Origin of the sequence: Tabrizicola sp., assembly GCF_041919135.1 — a bacterium.
GTDB lineage: Bacteria > Pseudomonadota > Alphaproteobacteria > Rhodobacterales > Rhodobacteraceae > Tabrizicola.
On sequence record NZ_JAYRUJ010000002.1, the window covers coordinates 170,974 to 185,648 of the forward strand.

Consider the following 14,675-nt stretch of genomic DNA (forward strand, 5'->3'; position numbering starts at 1 on the left):
TGTGGCAGGTTCTCCGATGTGAGACCAATTCATAGTTTTCACCTTCTTGATGAGGATCGCTCATGTACGTCGAGCTGCGCCACCTGCGGACGATCCGCGCGATCCAGCAGGCCGGGGGCCTTGCCCGGGCGGCCGAGATGCTGAACATGACGCAATCGGCGCTCAGCCATCAGGTGAAGGGGCTGGAGGACCAGGCGGGGATGGAGCTTTTCGTCCGCCGCTCGAAACCCATGCGCCTCTCGGCAGCCGGGCACCGGATGCTGCGCGCGGCCGAGCGGATCCTGCCCGAGATCGACGCGATGGAGGAGGAGTTCCGCGCGCTGCGCGCCGGACGGACGGGACGGCTGCACATCGCCATCGAATGCCACGCCTGTTTCGACTGGCTGTTTCCGGTGCTGGAACTGTTCCGCCACGCCTGGCCCGAGATCGACGTGGACATCAAGGCCGGCCTCGCCTTCGAGGCCCTGCCCGCCCTGAACCGCGAGGACGTGGACCTGGTGATCTCCTCGGACCGGGAGCCGCCGCCGGGGATCGTGTTCAACCCGCTCTTCGACTATCACCCGACCTTCGTCGCCTCGTCCCAGAACCCGCTGGCCGAAAAGCCGTTCATCACCGCCGGGGATTTCCGCGACCAGGTGCTGATCACCTATCCCGTCGGCCGCGACAAGCTGGACATCTTCTCCGAGGTCCTGACTCCGGCCAAGGTCGAACCCCGGGCACAGCGGACGGCGGAGCTGACGGCGGTGATCCTGATGCTGGTCGGCTCGAACCGGGGGGTGGCGGTGCTGCCCGACTGGGTGATGCGCGAGGTCAAGGCCAATGCCGATTACGTCACCCGCCCGCTCGGCCCCGGTCCGGTGACCAAGCGCATGTATGCCGCGACGCGGGACAAGGATGTGGCCAAGCCCTACATGGCCCATTTCCTCCGCCTCGCCCGCAGCGAGCCGGTGAAGCTGCAACGCGGTCTCTAGGGCGCTTTGCCGGATGGCCCTTCCGGTCTAGACTGTCCGGCGGAGGGCGCCATGCGGATCTGTCTCCTCCTGCCCCTGCTTCTCTCTGCCGCCCCGGCGCTGGGGGACTGCCGCCTGGCGCTTGCGCTGGCGGTCGATGTCTCGCGGTCGATCGACGCCGCGGACTATGCGATCCAGACCGAGGGCCTGGCCGCGGCGCTGGAGGATGCCGAGGTCCGCGCCGCGATCTTCGGCCCCGAGGGGACCGTGGCGCTGTCCGTCTACCAGTGGAGCGGCCCGGCGCATCAGGGCCTGGTCCAGCCCTGGGTCCTGCTGGAAACGCCCGAGGCGCTGGACGCGGCGGTCCGGGCGATCCGCCGGGCGGCACGGCCCGAACGGCGGCAGGCCACCGCGCTGGGTGAGGCCTTGCGCTATGGCGCGGGACTGATGACCGCCGCCCCGCCCTGCGCGCGCCGGGTGCTGGACGTGGCGGGCGACGGGCGCAGCAACCAGGGCCTGCCGGTCGCCAGCGTCTATGAGCGCGATCCGTTCGAGGGCATCACCGTCAACGCGCTGGCCATCGGCGAGCACGAACTGGACCTGACCCGCTATTTCCACGACGAGGTGATCCGCGGCCCCGGCGCCTTTGTCGAGGTCGCCCCCCGGCAGGCCGACTATCCGCAGGCAATTCGCCGCAAGCTCCTGCGGGAACTCGAAGGGCCGCAGATCGGCCTGCTGCCCCGTCCCCGCACCCGAAGCTGATGGCCCGCCCCCTTTCTTTCCTTGCCCCGAACCGCTATAGCCCCGGGCCTGAACGACGTGGAGCGGATGATGCAGGGCTCGGCCAACCTCAACCTGATGATCAAGGCGGCGCGCAAGGCGGGGCGCAGCCTGGTGAAGGACTTCCGCGAGGTCGAGAACCTGCAGGTCTCGGCCAAGGGGCCGGGCGATTTCGTCACGAAAGCCGACCGCGAGGCCGAGCGGCTGATCAAGGAGGAACTCCTTGGCGGCCGCCCGACCTATGGCTGGCTGGGCGAGGAGACCGGCGCCGCCGCCGGGGCCGACCCGACCCGGCGCTGGATCGTCGATCCCCTGGACGGGACCACGAACTTCCTGCACGGGATGCCGCACTGGGCCATCTCGATCGCGCTGGAACACAAGGGCGAGATCGTCTCGGCCGTGGTCTACGATCCGGCCAAGGACGAGATGTTCTGGGCGGAAAAGGGCGCGGGCGCCTGGCTGAACGACAACCGCCGCCTGCGCGTCTCGGCCCGGCGCGCGATGCATGAGGCGGTCTTTGCCACCGGCGTGCCCTTCGGCGCGAAGTCGACGCTGCCCGCGATGCTGAAGGATCTCGGCCGCCTGATGCCGGCCTGCGCCGGCGTGCGGCGCTGGGGCGCGGCCTCGCTTGACCTGGCCTTCGTCGCCGCCGGCCGCTTCGACGGCTATTGGGAGCGCGAGCTTTCCGCCTGGGACGTGGCGGCGGGCATCCTCCTCGTCAAGGAGGCGGGCGGCATGGTGCAGGGCCTGCGCGAGGGCAGCGATCCGCTGGACGGCGCATTGATCGCGGCGAATGACGGGCTGTTCGACGGTTTCGCCAAGGTTCTCCGGGGCTGACAGGTCCGCCGGGACCCAAATTTCTTGAGGAAGAAACTTGTCAAAATCCTTCCTCAAGGATCTTGGTTCCTATTTCCGCCGTCTCGGCACCAGCGGGATGTTCGACCGCGCGGCCTCGAAGTCAGAGGCCGGATGCGGCGGGCGGCCCCGCGTCGCCTGCCAGTAGTCCCCTGCCCCACGCCGCAACCAGGCCGGCAGGGTCAGGACCAGCCCGGCGACGAACCCGCCCGCATGGGCCCAGTAGGCGACCCCTCCGGCATCGCTGGGGGTGCTGAGGCCCGCGAAGATCTGGATGCCGAACCACAGGCCCAGCACGATCCAGGCCGGGACCGCGAAGATGCGGAAGAAGATCAGGAAGATGAACAGCACATCGACCTTCGCCCGGGGAAACAGCAGCAGATAGCCCCCCATCACCCCCGCGATCGCGCCCGAGGCCCCGACCATCGGCAGGCGCGAGCCGGTGTCGGCCAGCGTCTGCAACCCCGCCGCCGCCAGCCCGGCGGCAAGATAGAAGAGGAGGAAGCCGAAATGCCCCATCTCCTCTTCCAGATTGTCGCCGAAGATCCACAGGAACAGCATGTTCCCCGCCAGATGCAGCCAGCCCGCATGCAGGAACATCGAGGTCACGACGGTCTCGTAGCTGTGGCCCGCCATGATCCGGGCCGGGACCAGCCCCCATTGGAAGAAGAGCTCCTGCAACTGGAAATCATTCCGTCCAAGGAAGAATCCCAGGAAGACCAGCACGTTGACCGCGATCAGCGCGAGGGTGACAAAGGGCGTCTGGCCTGACGGGTTATGGTCGCGGATCGGGAACATGGCGCAGCGTTCCCGATCCGCGCAGGGGCGTCAAGCCTCGGCGACGGCGGCCAGAAGCTGGGCGTTCCCGCCCGAGGCCGTGGTGTCGATGCAGAGATGCCGCTCCAGCAGCGCATGGCCCGCATCGGGCGCGGCGATCAGGGGCAGGATCGGCCCGGCCCGCCCGGCAAGCGCCCGGGCATAGGCGCGCCCCTCGGCCGCATCGCCCCACCAGACCGCGCCGGAAAAGCCCTTCAGGTCGGCCAGTGCCGCGGGCGCAAGGCCCGGCGCCTCGACCGCATGGCCGCCCAGCCTGCGCACCGCTTCGGCCTGCGCCAGCGCCGTGGACCGTCCGGGACCAAGGCAGAGGACAGGCAGGCGCGGCACCTGCGTCAGCCGGTTCGATTCGCCGGTCGGCCCCGGCATGTCCTGCGCCAGGGGCGCGACCACCGGCGCTGGCGCGGCCAGGGCGCGGGCGACATCGGCCAGCGCCATCGTGGCCCCGTCCGGTTCCGCGGCCGGAACCGGCGGCAGGGTGAAGCGGGCCAGGTAGTGCGGCCCCCCCGCCTTGGGCCCGGTGCCCGAAAGCCCCTCGCCGCCGAAGGGCTGGGAGCCGACGACCGCGCCGATCTGGTTGCGGTTGACATAGGTGTTGCCGACGGTCAGCCCCTCGACGATGCTCTGCACCCGGTCGTCGATGCGGCTGTGCAGGCCGAAGGTCAGGCCGTAGCCGGTGGCGTTGATCGCCTGGATCACCTTGTCGATGTCCTGCGCCCTGAAGGTGGCGATGTGCAGGACCGGCCCGAAGATCTCGCGCGGCATGTCCTGGATCCCGTTCACCGACAGCACCGTGGGGGCGATGAAGGTCCCCTGTGCCGGGGCCGCCAGTTCCTTCAGCACCCGGCCCTCGGCCCGCGCCGCGTCGACATAGGCGCGGATACCCGCCTGCGCCTCGGCGTCGATCACCGGGCCGATGTCGGTGGCAAGCGCCCAGGGATCGCCCAGCGCCAGATCCTCCATCGCGCCGAAGAGCATCTCGGTGACGTTTTCCGCCACATCCTCCTGCACATAAAGGCAGCGCAGCGCCGAGCAGCGTTGCCCGGCCGACTGGAAGGAAGAGGCGATGACATCGCGCACCGCCTGTTCCGGCAGCGCGGTGGAATCGACCAGCATCGCGTTCAACCCGCCGGTTTCCGCGATCAGCGGCGCGGTGGGGTCGAGGTGGTCGGCCATCGACCGCCGGATCGCCTGCGCCGTCTCGGTCGAGCCGGTGAAGGCCACGCCATTGACGCGCGGGTCGCGGGTCAGCGCCGCGCCCACGGTCCCGTCGCCGGGCAGGAGTTGCAGCGCGGTCGGCGGCACGCCCGCCGCCAAGAGGTGATCGACGGCAAGCGTCGCGATCAGCGGCGTCTGCTCGGCCGGTTTCGCCAGGACGGCGTTCCCCGCCGCAAGGGCAGCCCCGATCTGGCCGCAGAAGATCGCCAGCGGAAAGTTCCACGGGCTGATGCAGGCGAAGACGCCCCGGGCGGGGTGCGGCTGCGCGGCCTGGCTGGCGTAGTAGCGCAGGAAGTCCACCGCCTCGCGCAGTTCGGCCACGGCGTCGGGCAGGGTCTTGCCCGCCTCGCGCGCGAGGACCGCGAAGATGCGGCCGGCGTCGGCCTCCATCCGGTCGGCGGCGCGGTTCAGCACCTCGGCGCGTTCCGGTGCGGCGGCGGCCCAGGGCTCGGCCAGGCGCAGGGCGGTGTCCACATCCGGCAGGCCGGCGGTGGTGACATGGCCGACAAGCGCGCCGGTGGCAGGGTTCAGGACCGCGAGCTGCGGCCCGCCCACCGCCCGGCCCGCCAGACGCGGCGCGGCGTCGAACGGGGCCTCGGCATAGGCGCTGCGCGCGGCCTCCAGCGCCTGAAGCTCGGCCGTGTCGGTCAGGTCCCAGCCGCGCGAATTCGCACGGGGCGAGAATAGCGCCGGCCCGGTCGCCAGCGCCGGGTTCGGGATCGTCGCCAGCCCCTCCACCGCCGTCAGCGGGCAGGCGGCGACGGTTTCGGGCGGCACGTCCTCGTCGACGATCTGGTTGACGAAGCTGGAGTTGGCCCCGTTCTCCAGCAGGCGGCGGACGAGATAGGCCAGCAGGTCGCGATGCGCGCCGACCGGGGCGTAGATCCGGCAGCGGGTGGCGCTGTCGGTCAGCACGATGTCGTGCAGCCGCTCGCCCATGCCGTGCAGGCGCTGGAATTCATAGTCCAGCGGCGTCAGCCCCTGAGCGCCCGCCAGTTGCAGGATCGCGGCGACGGTATGGGCGTTATGGGTGGCGAACTGCGGATAGATGCGGTCGGTCAGCGACAAGAGCTTCCGCGCATTGGCGATATAGGAGACGTCGGTGGACTGCTTGCGGGTGAAGACCGGGAAGGAGGTCAGCCCCAGCACCTGCGCCCGCTTCACCTCGGCGTCCCAATAGGCGCCCTTCACGAGGCGCACCATGATCTTGCGATCCAGCCGCAGGGCCAGGGCGTGCAGCCAGTCGATCACCGCCCCCGCGCGGCGGCCATAGGCCTGCACCACGACGCCGAACCCGTCCCAGCCCTTCAGCGCGGGGTCCGAGAGCGTGGCCTCGATCACCTCCAGCGACAGGGCCAGCCGATCCGCTTCCTCGGCGTCGATGTTGAAGCCAAGGCCCGCCGCCTTGGCCAGCGAGGCCAGCGCCCGGACGCGGGGGACCAGTTCCTCCATCACCCGCTCGCGCTTGGCGACCTCATAACGCGGGTGCAGGGCGGAGAGCTTGACCGAAATGCCCGGGTTGGTGCGGATGTCGTTGCCCTTGGCCGCCCGGGCGATGGCGGTGATCGCGCGGGAATAGGCCAGGTGATAGCGGTGGGCATCGGCTTCGGTGCGCGCGGCCTCGCCCAGCATGTCGTAGCTGTAGGTGTAACCCTTCGCCTCCAGCTCCTCGGCCCGGTTCATCGCCTTGTCGATCGTCTCGCCCAGGACGAAGTTGCGCCCCATCTCCTTCATCGCGCGGGAAACGGCGGTGCGGATCACCGGCTCGCCCAGGCGGCGCACGGCCCCGCGCAAGGCGCCGGCGATGCCGCCCTCGCGGTCGTCCAGCACCTTGCCGGTCAGCATCAGGGCCCAGGTCGAGGCGTTGACCAGCGACGAGGCCGACTTGCCCAGGTGCCGGCCCCAGTCGGACGGGGCGATCTTGTCCTCGATCAGCGCGTCCATCGTCTCGGCGTCGGGCACGCGCAGCAGTGCCTCGGCCAGGCACATCAGCGCGATGCCCTCGTCGGTGGAAAGGCCGTATTCGGCCAGGAAGACCTCCATCAGCCCCGGCTTCGAACTGGCGCGGATGCGCTTCACCAGATCGGCGCCCCTGGCCACGATGGCGGCGCGGGCCGGCGCATCCAGCGCGGCCTCGGCCACCAGGCGCTGCACCAGCGCGGTCTCGTCGGTCAGGGTTCCGGTCTGGATGATCGACCAGGCGGAGGGGGCGGTTTGGCTTGGCATGGGGGCACCTTTCGTTTCGCCCAGCATATACCGAAACTGCCGGGCTGTTTTCCCGAAGCTTGGATGATATGCAGGCGATAGGACGCCGAACCATGGAAAATGCGATGCCAACCGACCGCGCCGAACTGGACCGCTTCGACCTTGCCATCCTCCGAGTCCTGCAGACCGACGGCCGGATCCCGGCGGTCGAGCTTGCCCGCCGGATCGGCCTGTCGAAATCGCCGACCCAGGCGCGGATGAAACGGCTGGAGGAAGCGGGGATCATCACCGGCTACCGGGCGATCCTGGACCCGATCAGGATGGGCCAGGCGCATGTCGCCTTTGTCGAGGTGCGGCTGTCGGACACCCGCGAATCGGCGCTGACCGCCTTCAACCGGGCGGTGCTGAATGTGCCGGAGGTCGAGCAGTGCCACATGATGGCCTCCAGTTTCGACTACCTGCTGAAGGTGCGCACCGCCGATATCCAGAGCTACCGCCGCGTGCTGGGCGAGGTGATCTCGGCCCTGCCGCATGTCGCCTCGACCTCGACCTATGTGGCGATGGAAGCGGTGAAGGAGGTGTTCTGAGACAGGGCGGGCAATTGCCCGGGCCATGCCGGCACCCCGCCATGAGGGCCGGATTGCCGCTGTCCTAACCGCTTTGCCTGATCCTGGGCGCAGGCTCGGCCGCCGCCCGGACCGCGCGCTCATTGGCCGGGGAATAGCCGAAGCGGGCGCGGAACACCTTGGAGAAATGCGACATCGACGAGAAGCCGCAGGCGACGGCGATCTCCGAGACGCTGGCCTCGGACTGCAAGAGCAGGTTGCGCGCCCGGCCCAGGCGCAGTTCCAGCCAGTAGCGCATCGGCGCGACATCCAGGTGCTTGGCGAAGATCCGTTCAAGCTGGCGGCAGGAGATTCCCAGTTCCTCGGCCAGCTCATGCGCCTGCATCGGCGTCTCGATGTTCTCGTTCATCCGCGCGATGGCACGGGCCAGAAGCGAGTTGCGCACCCCGTGACGGAACTGGGCCGAGAAGCGTTGCAGCGACTTGCCGTCGCGCATCCCCGAACAGACCAGTTGCTCGGCCACCGCCACCGCCAGGTCGCGGCCATGGTCCTGAAAGATCATGTGCAACAGAAGGTCCAGCGTCGCCATGCCGCCCGAGCAGGTCGGATGCAGCGCATCCGCCACATACAGCGATCTGGTCAGGCGGACGTTCGGGAACCGCTCGGAAAAGGCGTCGTGATAGGCCCAGTGGATCGCGGCCTCGCGTCCGGACAGAAGCCCCGCCCGCGCCAGCGGATAGGCCCCCGAGCAGATCCCGCCCAGGACCGCGCCCCGGGCGCGCTGGGTGCGCAGCCAGGCACCGAGGTCGGCCCCCTGGTCGCGCAGCGCCTCGTCCCCCGCGACGATCAGGAGCTTTTCGCGCCGTTCGAGTTGCATCAACCCCTGGCCGACCGGCGTCGACAGGCCGTTCGAGGCCGTGACCGCCCCTCCGTCAAGCGAGGCAAGGCTCCAGCGATAGATTTCGGCGCCGGCGACATGGTTCGCCAGCCGCAGCGGCTCGATCGCGCAGGACAGCGAGATATGCGGAAAGCCGTCGAGCAGGAGGAAGACGAAATGCGACGGCCCCATGGATCACCGTTCCGGCAGGGTTGCAGACTGGTCGCGCGGCCCGAAGGTCCGGGTCCGGTCGGGCATTCCCCCGTCGGCCGGATTCGGATGCGCGGAGCCACCGCCCCCGCGTTCGGGGGCGGCGGTCGGTCGGATGCTCAGTACCACATGTCGGCCATCGAGGCCTTGCGGCGGGCCATGAAGTCCTGCAGCGCCTCGTCGATGCCCTGGTCCAGCGCCGGGGCCTCATACTCGCGCAGGATCTTCTTCCAGCGGGTGTTGGCCCGCTGGGCATAATCGATGCCGCCCTGTTCGTCCCAGGTCTCCCAGGGCTGGTTGTCGTCCAGCGCCGAGTCCCAATAGGCCGTCTCATAGTGCCGCAGCGTGTGCTGGGTCGAGAACAGGTGCTGGCCGGGCCCGAGTTCGTTCAGCGCCTCGAAGGCCAGCGTGTCCTCGTTCACCGCCATGCCGTCGAGATAGGCATGCAGCGCGCCGCAGATGTCGGTGTCCATCACGACCTTCTCGTAGGACATGGACAGGAGGCCATCCAGGAAACCGGCCGAGTGCAGGACATAGTTCGCCCCGCCCTGGATCGCCGACATCATCGACATCATGCTTTGCCACATCGCCTGGCCGTCGGGCAGCTTGGAGGTCGAGAAGTTCCCGGCGCAGCGGAGCGGCAGGTTGATGCGGCGGGCCAGCTGGCCCATGGCGAGCGAGCCGATGGCGGGTTCCGGCATACCGAAGGTGGGCGAGCCGGTCTTGAGCGACATCGACGAGAAGAACGAGGCCAGGATCGCCGGAGAGCCGGGCCGCACCAGTTGCGTCAGCGCGCAGGAGGCCATCGATTCGGCGAAGCCCTGCGCCACCATCCCGGCGATGGTCAGGGGCGCCACCGCCCCGCCCAGGAGGAACGGCAGGTGGATCGAACCCTGGTTCGCCTCGGCATAGGTGCGGATGCCGGCGGCGGTCACGCCGTCGATCACCAGCGGCGAGGTGGTGTTGAAGTTGCCCATCACCACGCAGTTCTGGTCGGCAAAGCCTTCGCCAAAGACGATCCGCGCCATCTCGACGCTGTCGGCCGCGCGTTCGGCCGCGGTGATCGAACCCAGGAAGGCACGGTCGGAATAGCGGATATGGGAATAGACCATGTCCAGGTGGCGCTTGTTCACCGGGACGTCTGTGGGCTCGCAGACCGTGCCGCCGGAATGGTGCAGCCAGGGCGAGGATTGCGCCAGCTTGATGAAGTTCCGGAAGTCCTCGATCGTGCCGTAGCGGCGCCCCTTGTCGAGGTCCATCACGAAGGGGCTGCCGTAGGAGGGCGCGAAGACCACGTTCTTGCCGCCGATCCGCACGTTGTTGGCGGGGTTGCGGGCATGCTGGGTGAACTCGGCCGGAGCGGTCTTCAGGATCTCGCGCAGCATTCCGGGCGCGAAGCGGATCCGCCAGACATCCTCGGTCTCGCTCGTGACCTCGGCCCCGGCGGCCTTGTAAAGCCGCATCGCCTCATGGTCCTCGCGCAGCTCGATCCCGATCTCGGCCAGGATGCGGTCGGCGGTGGCCTCGATCGCCTGCAGGCTTTCCTCGGACAGGATGTCATAGGTCGGGATGCCGCGCACGATATAGGGGCGGTGGATACCCGCCTCGACGCCGACACGCGCGTCCCGGCGCTGCTGCCGGCCACCGCGGCTGCGCCGTGCTTCCTGGCCCGTGGTGTCGCCGTCTGCCATGCTCGCCCCCTTCGCATAAACCGCCGGCAAATTACGCCCGCGCGATCCTTGCGTGACGCTGGAAAAGTTTCATCGACTTGATAAACTGTTCTTATGGAAAACCTGCGCCGCCTGCTGCCCTCGATCAACAGTCTCGTCGTCTTCGAGGCGGCGGGGCGGCTTTCCAGTTTCACCGCCGCGGCGCGGGAGTTGCGCATGACCCAGGCGGCGGTCTCCTATGCCATCGCGCGGCTGGAGGATCATCTGGGCGCCGCGCTGTTCCGGCGCGAGCATCGCCGCGTCCGGCTCAGCGAGGCGGGCGAACGCTTCCATGCCGATGTCACCATCGGCCTGTCGCATATCCAGCGTTCGGCGCAGAACCTGCGGGCGGTGGCGACGGGCGGCCATGTGACCCTGGCCTGCTCCACCGCCTTCGCGGCCTGGTGGATGGTGCCGCGCATGGCCCGCTTCCGCGCTGACCTGCCGCATATCGACCTGCGAATCCAGTCGGCCGACCGCGACCTCGACCTGGTGGGCGAGGGCATCCCGCTGGCGGTGCGCGGCGGCAATCCGGGCGACTGGCCGCAATACCAGGCCGAGCCGCTGGCCCCGGAGGAGATCTATCCCGTCTGCGCGGCCAGCTACCTGGCCGGGCGCACGCGCCCCGAAACCGCGGCCGACCTGCTGAGCCACCCGCTGATCCACCTGGAAGAACCCCATCGCTCGGCCGCGACCTGGCGCGACTGGTTCGCCGCCGTGGGCATCGAGGGGCGGCGGGTGCCCAGGGGCCTGCAGATCAACGATTACGTGCTGGTGATCCAGTCGGTCATGGCGGGCCAGGGCGTGGCGCTTGGCTGGCGGCATCTGGTCGAGGGGCTGGTGGACAGCGGCGTCCTGGTCCGGCTCACCGACCATGTGCTGGCCACGGGGATGCAGTTCCACGTCATCTGGCCGCGCGATGTCGCCCTCAGCCGCCCCGCGCAAGAGGTGCGCGACTGGCTTCTCGCCCAGCCGGGGGCCTGATCCGGCAGCAGGGGAGCCTTGGTGCCCGCGGCCGGATTCGAACCGGCATGGCCTTGCAGCCGAGGGATTTTAAGTCCCCTGTGTCTACCGTTCCACCACGCGGGCCCCGTGGCGGCACCATACGGATTTCGCAACGCAACGCCACCGCCTTCCTGCCGCCGGACCCTCCTCGTTCGACTTCGTCTCCTCCTCGGCCTGCCCGCCCGCCGAGGAGTGGCGCAGTCGCGGGCGGGCAGCCATCCGCGATCACTCCACCGCAGGGGCCGCCAGCAACCGGCTCACCAGCTCGAAACTGTTCCTGACCTGCATCTTGCGCACCATGTTCGCCCGGTGCACCTCGACCGTCCGGGGCGAGGATCCCAGGGCCAGCGCGATTTCCTTCGAGGTGAAGCCGTTCACCAGATAGCGCGCGATCCGCCGTTCCATCGGCGTCAGCGTGCCCGCCGGCCCCTCGCCCTCCAGCGGGCGGTAGGTCCAGACCGCCAGCCGCTGCGGATCCTCGCGGTCCAGCGCCGTGCCCCGCCCCTCCATCCAGACCACCTGCCCGTCCTTGCGCCGCATGAACCGCTCGTCGCGATAGACCTCGGCCGCCAGCATCGCCTTGCGGGCGCGTTCGCCGATCACCTCGTAATCGGTCTGGCCGGGGTAAAGCAGGCGGATCGACTGGCCCTCCAGCTCTGCCGGCCGCCAGCCGAACACCGCCTCGACCCGCAGGCTGGCGCGCAGGACCACCCGGTCCGCCAGGATCAGCGTGGCATCCGGGGCATGGCGAAAGGCGAGGCGGTCGTAATCCATCCGGGCGATCTACGTAGGCATCTACGTATTCTTACGGATGGCAGGCCGGGATGCAATCTTTCACAGTCCGGTCCATCCCCGGGCCCCGACAGGCGGGTCCGGGCGGGGAGAACAAGGATGAACAAGGTTTACCCAAGCGCCGCCGAGGCGCTGAAGGGCGTGCTGCACGACGGCATGCTGATCGCCGCCGGGGGCTTCGGCCTCTGCGGCATCCCGGAGCTGCTGATCGCGGCGATCCGCGAGTCGGGCGTCAAGGGCCTGACCGTCGCGTCGAACAACGCGGGCGTCGATGGCTTCGGCCTGGGCGTCCTGCTGGAAACGCGGCAGGTCAAGAAGATGATCTCGTCCTATGTCGGCGAGAACGCGGAATTCATGCGCCAGTATCTTTCGGGAGAGCTGGAGCTGGAATTCAACCCGCAGGGCACGCTGGCCGAGCGGATGCGGGCGGGCGGTGCGGGCATCCCCGGCTTCTACACCGCGACCGGCGTCGGCACCGTGATCGCCGAGGGCAAGGAACACCACGAGTTCGACGGCAAGACCTATATCCTGGAACGCGGCATCGTCGCCGACCTGTCGATCGTCAAGGCCTGGAAGGCGGACCCGAGCGGCAACCTCGTCTTCCGCAAGACCGCCCGCAACTTCAACGTCCCCGCCGCCACCTGCGGCAAGACCTGCGTGGTCGAGGTCGAGGAAATCGTGCCGCTCGGCTCGCTGAACCCCGACAGCATCCACCTGCCGGGGATCTATGTCCACCGGATCATCGCCGGGCAGCACGAGAAGCGGATCGAACAACGCACCGTGCGCAAGAAGGAGGCGGTGTGATGAGCGAGGCAAAAGGCTGGGACCGCAACGGCATGGCCGCCCGCGCGGCGCAGGAGTTGCGCGACGGGATGTATGTGAACCTGGGCATCGGCATCCCGACGCTGGTGGCGAACTACATCCCCCAGGGCGTGAACGTGACCCTGCAATCGGAAAACGGCATGCTCGGCATGGGCCCCTTCCCCTATGAGGGCGAGGAAGACCCCGACCTGATCAACGCGGGCAAGCAGACCATCACCGAACTGCCGCAGACCGCCTATTTCGACAGCGCCACCTCCTTCGCGATGATCCGCGGCGGCAAGATCGCGATGGCGATCCTGGGGGCCATGGAAGTGGCCGAGAATGGCGACCTTGCGAACTGGATGATCCCCGGCAAGCTGGTCAAGGGCATGGGCGGGGCGATGGACCTGGTGGCGGGCGTGGGCCGCGTGGTCGTCGTGATGGACCACACCTCAAAGCACGGCGAGTCGAAGGTGCTGAAGGCCTGCACCCTGCCCCTCACCGGCAAGGGCGTGGTCGACCGGATCATCACCAACCTCGGCGTCCTCGACGTCGGCCACAAGGGCCTGCACATCGTGGAACTCGCCCCCGGAGTGACGGAAGCAGAACTCCGCGCCGCGACGGAGGCGACCATTGTCGACTGATCATCAGGTCGTGCGCGAACACGGGGCGACCAAGGGTCGCTTCGTGATCCGTCGCGGAGCGGAGGAGGCCGAACTCACCTATTCGGTGACGACGCCCGGCCTGATCATCGCCGACCACACCGCCGTGCCGGACAGCTTTCGGGGCACCGGCGCGGGCCTCGCCCTGGTCGAGGCGCTGGTGGCCGCGGCGCGCAAGGACGGCTTCAAGGTCGTCCCCCTCTGCCCCTTCGTGAACGCGACGCGCAGGAAACATCCCGAGTGGGCAGACGTCTTCGGCTAACCGCCGGCCGTCATCACCCGGAAGATGCAGGGATCGGTCACCAGCTCGGGCGGCGTCAGGCAGAGGCCCTGCGCCACCTGCCAGGCGGCCAGCACCTTCGGCACGTAATCCCGCGTCTCGGCATAGGGCGGCACGCCCTGGTTGGCCCGGACCGCGCCCTCGCCCGCGTTATAGGCGGCCAGCACCATCAGCGGGTCATTGTCGAACTCGCGCAGCAGCCAATCCAGGTAGGCGACCCCGCCCGCGATGTTCTGCACCGGATCGGTGCTGTCGCTGACACCGAACCGTTCCGCCGTCGCCGGGATCAGCTGCATCAGCCCGACGGCCCCGGCATGGCTGACCGCATCCGTCCGCCCCGCGCTCTCGATCCCGATCACCGCCAGCACCAGCGCCGGCGAGACCCTCGTGTCCAGCGTGGCGCGCAGGATGTCCTTGCCATAGCGGTCGGCGACCGACTGCAGATGCTGCATCCGCGGCGCGCCCACCACCGTGCCATCCGGCCCCTGGGCCAGCGCCGCCAGCGCCAGGTCGAAGCGGCCGCTCGCCTCGCTCAGGCCCGGCGGCACCTTGTCCCAGAACCAGGCATATGAGGAGGCAGGGGCCGGCGCCGCCTCGCCCTCGGGCCTGTCGGCCCCGACCGGCGGCAGGTCCGGCGAGGGTTTGGGATGCGGATCGACCTTCGGCAGCGCGGCCAGGTAGCGCGCCTGCTCCTCGGGGTCGATCTGCACGGTGATGCGCTTGCCGGGCTGGCTTTCGCCCACCTTGATGCGCTTGAACGTATGCTCCTCTGCCGCCGCCGTGCAGGGCAGAAGGACGCAGAGAATCGCTGCGACCGTCCGGAAGGTCATGTCCATGATCGGGCCTGCTCGCCTCGTTGTCATTGCCACAAGGAATCGCAGTTTCGCAGGGGTTCGGCCAGCGATTTTGGGCTACAATCATGGCATTTCCG

Annotated in this window: 14 protein-coding genes and 1 tRNA gene; 8 read left to right on the forward strand and 7 right to left on the reverse strand. The window is 69.0% G+C overall.

Annotated elements, in window-relative coordinates; translation table 11 throughout:
* Window positions 1–62: 62 nt before the first annotated feature.
* The 3 genes from ACE3UA_RS02755 (at window position 63) to ACE3UA_RS02765 (ending at window position 2,567) form a co-directional block, all read left to right on the forward strand.
* Window positions 63–971, forward strand: a complete 909-nt coding sequence (locus ACE3UA_RS02755; RefSeq protein ID WP_374642268.1) for a LysR family transcriptional regulator — start codon at window positions 63–65, stop codon at window positions 969–971.
* 51 nt (window positions 972–1,022) lie between these two features.
* Entirely contained in the window at window positions 1,023–1,712 is a 690-nt protein-coding gene (locus ACE3UA_RS02760) for a DUF1194 domain-containing protein (protein WP_374642270.1), read from the forward strand.
* Window positions 1,713–1,781: 69 nt separating this feature from the next.
* A complete protein-coding gene (locus ACE3UA_RS02765; RefSeq protein WP_374642272.1) occupies window positions 1,782–2,567 on the forward strand; it encodes an inositol monophosphatase family protein in 786 nt (261 codons plus the stop codon).
* 69 nt (window positions 2,568–2,636) lie between these two features.
* On the opposite strand, the gene ACE3UA_RS02770 is transcribed toward ACE3UA_RS02765, so the two are convergent.
* Together ACE3UA_RS02770 and putA are read right to left on the reverse strand one after the other, a co-directional pair.
* Complete coding sequence (locus ACE3UA_RS02770) at window positions 2,637–3,383, reverse strand: rhomboid family intramembrane serine protease (RefSeq protein ID WP_374642274.1); 747 nt, start codon at window positions 3,381–3,383, stop codon at window positions 2,637–2,639.
* A 30-nt stretch (window positions 3,384–3,413) separates the two neighbouring features.
* On the reverse strand, window positions 3,414–6,863 hold the full coding sequence (gene putA / locus ACE3UA_RS02775) for a bifunctional proline dehydrogenase/L-glutamate gamma-semialdehyde dehydrogenase PutA (RefSeq protein WP_374642276.1): 3,450 nt from the start codon (window positions 6,861–6,863) through the stop codon (window positions 3,414–3,416).
* Between the two features lie 104 nt (window positions 6,864–6,967).
* Between putA and ACE3UA_RS02780 the strand changes: the two genes are divergently transcribed.
* Complete coding sequence (locus tag ACE3UA_RS02780; RefSeq protein ID WP_374642278.1) at window positions 6,968–7,429, forward strand: Lrp/AsnC family transcriptional regulator; 462 nt, start codon at window positions 6,968–6,970, stop codon at window positions 7,427–7,429.
* 64 nt (window positions 7,430–7,493) lie between these two features.
* Here ACE3UA_RS02780 and ACE3UA_RS02785 read toward each other — a convergent pair whose 3' ends face one another.
* Window positions 7,494–8,477 (reverse strand): GlxA family transcriptional regulator, encoded by a 984-nt coding sequence (locus ACE3UA_RS02785; protein WP_374642280.1) that lies wholly within the window; start codon window positions 8,475–8,477, stop codon window positions 7,494–7,496.
* A 137-nt stretch (window positions 8,478–8,614) separates the two neighbouring features.
* Window positions 8,615–10,186, reverse strand: a complete 1,572-nt coding sequence (locus ACE3UA_RS02790; RefSeq protein WP_374642282.1) for a trimethylamine methyltransferase family protein — start codon at window positions 10,184–10,186, stop codon at window positions 8,615–8,617.
* Window positions 10,187–10,279: 93 nt separating this feature from the next.
* Between ACE3UA_RS02790 and ACE3UA_RS02795 the strand changes: the two genes are divergently transcribed.
* Complete coding sequence (locus ACE3UA_RS02795) at window positions 10,280–11,188, forward strand: LysR substrate-binding domain-containing protein (protein WP_374642284.1); 909 nt, start codon at window positions 10,280–10,282, stop codon at window positions 11,186–11,188.
* Window positions 11,189–11,207: 19 nt separating this feature from the next.
* Here the strand turns inward: ACE3UA_RS02795 and ACE3UA_RS02800 are convergent.
* Together ACE3UA_RS02800 and ACE3UA_RS02805 are read right to left on the reverse strand one after the other, a co-directional pair.
* A tRNA-Leu gene (locus ACE3UA_RS02800) sits at window positions 11,208–11,293 on the reverse strand.
* A 141-nt stretch (window positions 11,294–11,434) separates the two neighbouring features.
* Window positions 11,435–11,983: a LuxR C-terminal-related transcriptional regulator gene (locus ACE3UA_RS02805; protein ID WP_374642286.1), complete on the reverse strand. Its 549-nt coding sequence runs from the start codon at window positions 11,981–11,983 to the stop codon at window positions 11,435–11,437.
* A 117-nt stretch (window positions 11,984–12,100) separates the two neighbouring features.
* On the opposite strand from ACE3UA_RS02805, the gene ACE3UA_RS02810 reads away from it, so the two are divergent.
* The 3 genes from ACE3UA_RS02810 to ACE3UA_RS02820 are packed head-to-tail and all read left to right on the forward strand — an operon-like array spanning window position 12,101 to window position 13,726.
* Entirely contained in the window at window positions 12,101–12,805 is a 705-nt protein-coding gene (locus tag ACE3UA_RS02810; protein ID WP_374642288.1) for a CoA transferase subunit A, read from the forward strand.
* Window positions 12,805–13,446 carry a 3-oxoacid CoA-transferase subunit B gene (locus ACE3UA_RS02815; protein ID WP_374642290.1) on the forward strand — a complete coding sequence of 214 codons (642 nt, stop codon included), beginning with the start codon at window positions 12,805–12,807 and terminating at the stop codon, window positions 13,444–13,446. The genes ACE3UA_RS02810 and ACE3UA_RS02815 overlap by 1 nt, the downstream gene beginning before the upstream one ends.
* The gene (locus tag ACE3UA_RS02820) at window positions 13,436–13,726 is read left to right on the forward strand and encodes a GNAT family N-acetyltransferase (protein ID WP_374642292.1); all 291 of its coding nucleotides are present in this window, start codon (window positions 13,436–13,438) and stop codon (window positions 13,724–13,726) included. The genes ACE3UA_RS02815 and ACE3UA_RS02820 overlap by 11 nt, the downstream gene beginning before the upstream one ends.
* On the opposite strand, the gene ACE3UA_RS02825 is transcribed toward ACE3UA_RS02820, so the two are convergent.
* Entirely contained in the window at window positions 13,723–14,574 is an 852-nt protein-coding gene (locus ACE3UA_RS02825; RefSeq protein WP_374642395.1) for a lytic transglycosylase domain-containing protein, read from the reverse strand. The two genes, ACE3UA_RS02820 and ACE3UA_RS02825, sit on opposite strands and share 4 nt — an antisense overlap.
* Between the last annotated feature and the right edge of the window lie 101 nt (window positions 14,575–14,675).

Coding starts and splice junctions, on each gene's coding strand:
- ACE3UA_RS02755 (WP_374642268.1), top strand. CDS start 63: ATGTACGTCGAGCTGCGCCACCTGCGGACGATCCGCGCGATCCAGCAG.
- ACE3UA_RS02760 (WP_374642270.1), top strand. CDS start 1,023: ATGCGGATCTGTCTCCTCCTGCCCCTGCTTCTCTCTGCCGCCCCGGCG.
- ACE3UA_RS02765 (WP_374642272.1), top strand. CDS start 1,782: ATGCAGGGCTCGGCCAACCTCAACCTGATGATCAAGGCGGCGCGCAAG.
- ACE3UA_RS02770 (WP_374642274.1), bottom strand. CDS start 3,383: ATGTTCCCGATCCGCGACCATAACCCGTCAGGCCAGACGCCCTTTGTC.
- putA (WP_374642276.1), bottom strand. CDS start 6,863: ATGCCAAGCCAAACCGCCCCCTCCGCCTGGTCGATCATCCAGACCGGA.
- ACE3UA_RS02780 (WP_374642278.1), top strand. CDS start 6,968: ATGCCAACCGACCGCGCCGAACTGGACCGCTTCGACCTTGCCATCCTC.
- ACE3UA_RS02785 (WP_374642280.1), bottom strand. CDS start 8,477: ATGGGGCCGTCGCATTTCGTCTTCCTCCTGCTCGACGGCTTTCCGCAT.
- ACE3UA_RS02790 (WP_374642282.1), bottom strand. CDS start 10,186: ATGGCAGACGGCGACACCACGGGCCAGGAAGCACGGCGCAGCCGCGGT.
- ACE3UA_RS02795 (WP_374642284.1), top strand. CDS start 10,280: ATGGAAAACCTGCGCCGCCTGCTGCCCTCGATCAACAGTCTCGTCGTC.
- ACE3UA_RS02805 (WP_374642286.1), bottom strand. CDS start 11,983: ATGGATTACGACCGCCTCGCCTTTCGCCATGCCCCGGATGCCACGCTG.
- ACE3UA_RS02810 (WP_374642288.1), top strand. CDS start 12,101: ATGAACAAGGTTTACCCAAGCGCCGCCGAGGCGCTGAAGGGCGTGCTG.
- ACE3UA_RS02815 (WP_374642290.1), top strand. CDS start 12,805: ATGAGCGAGGCAAAAGGCTGGGACCGCAACGGCATGGCCGCCCGCGCG.
- ACE3UA_RS02825 (WP_374642395.1), bottom strand. CDS start 14,574: ATGACCTTCCGGACGGTCGCAGCGATTCTCTGCGTCCTTCTGCCCTGC.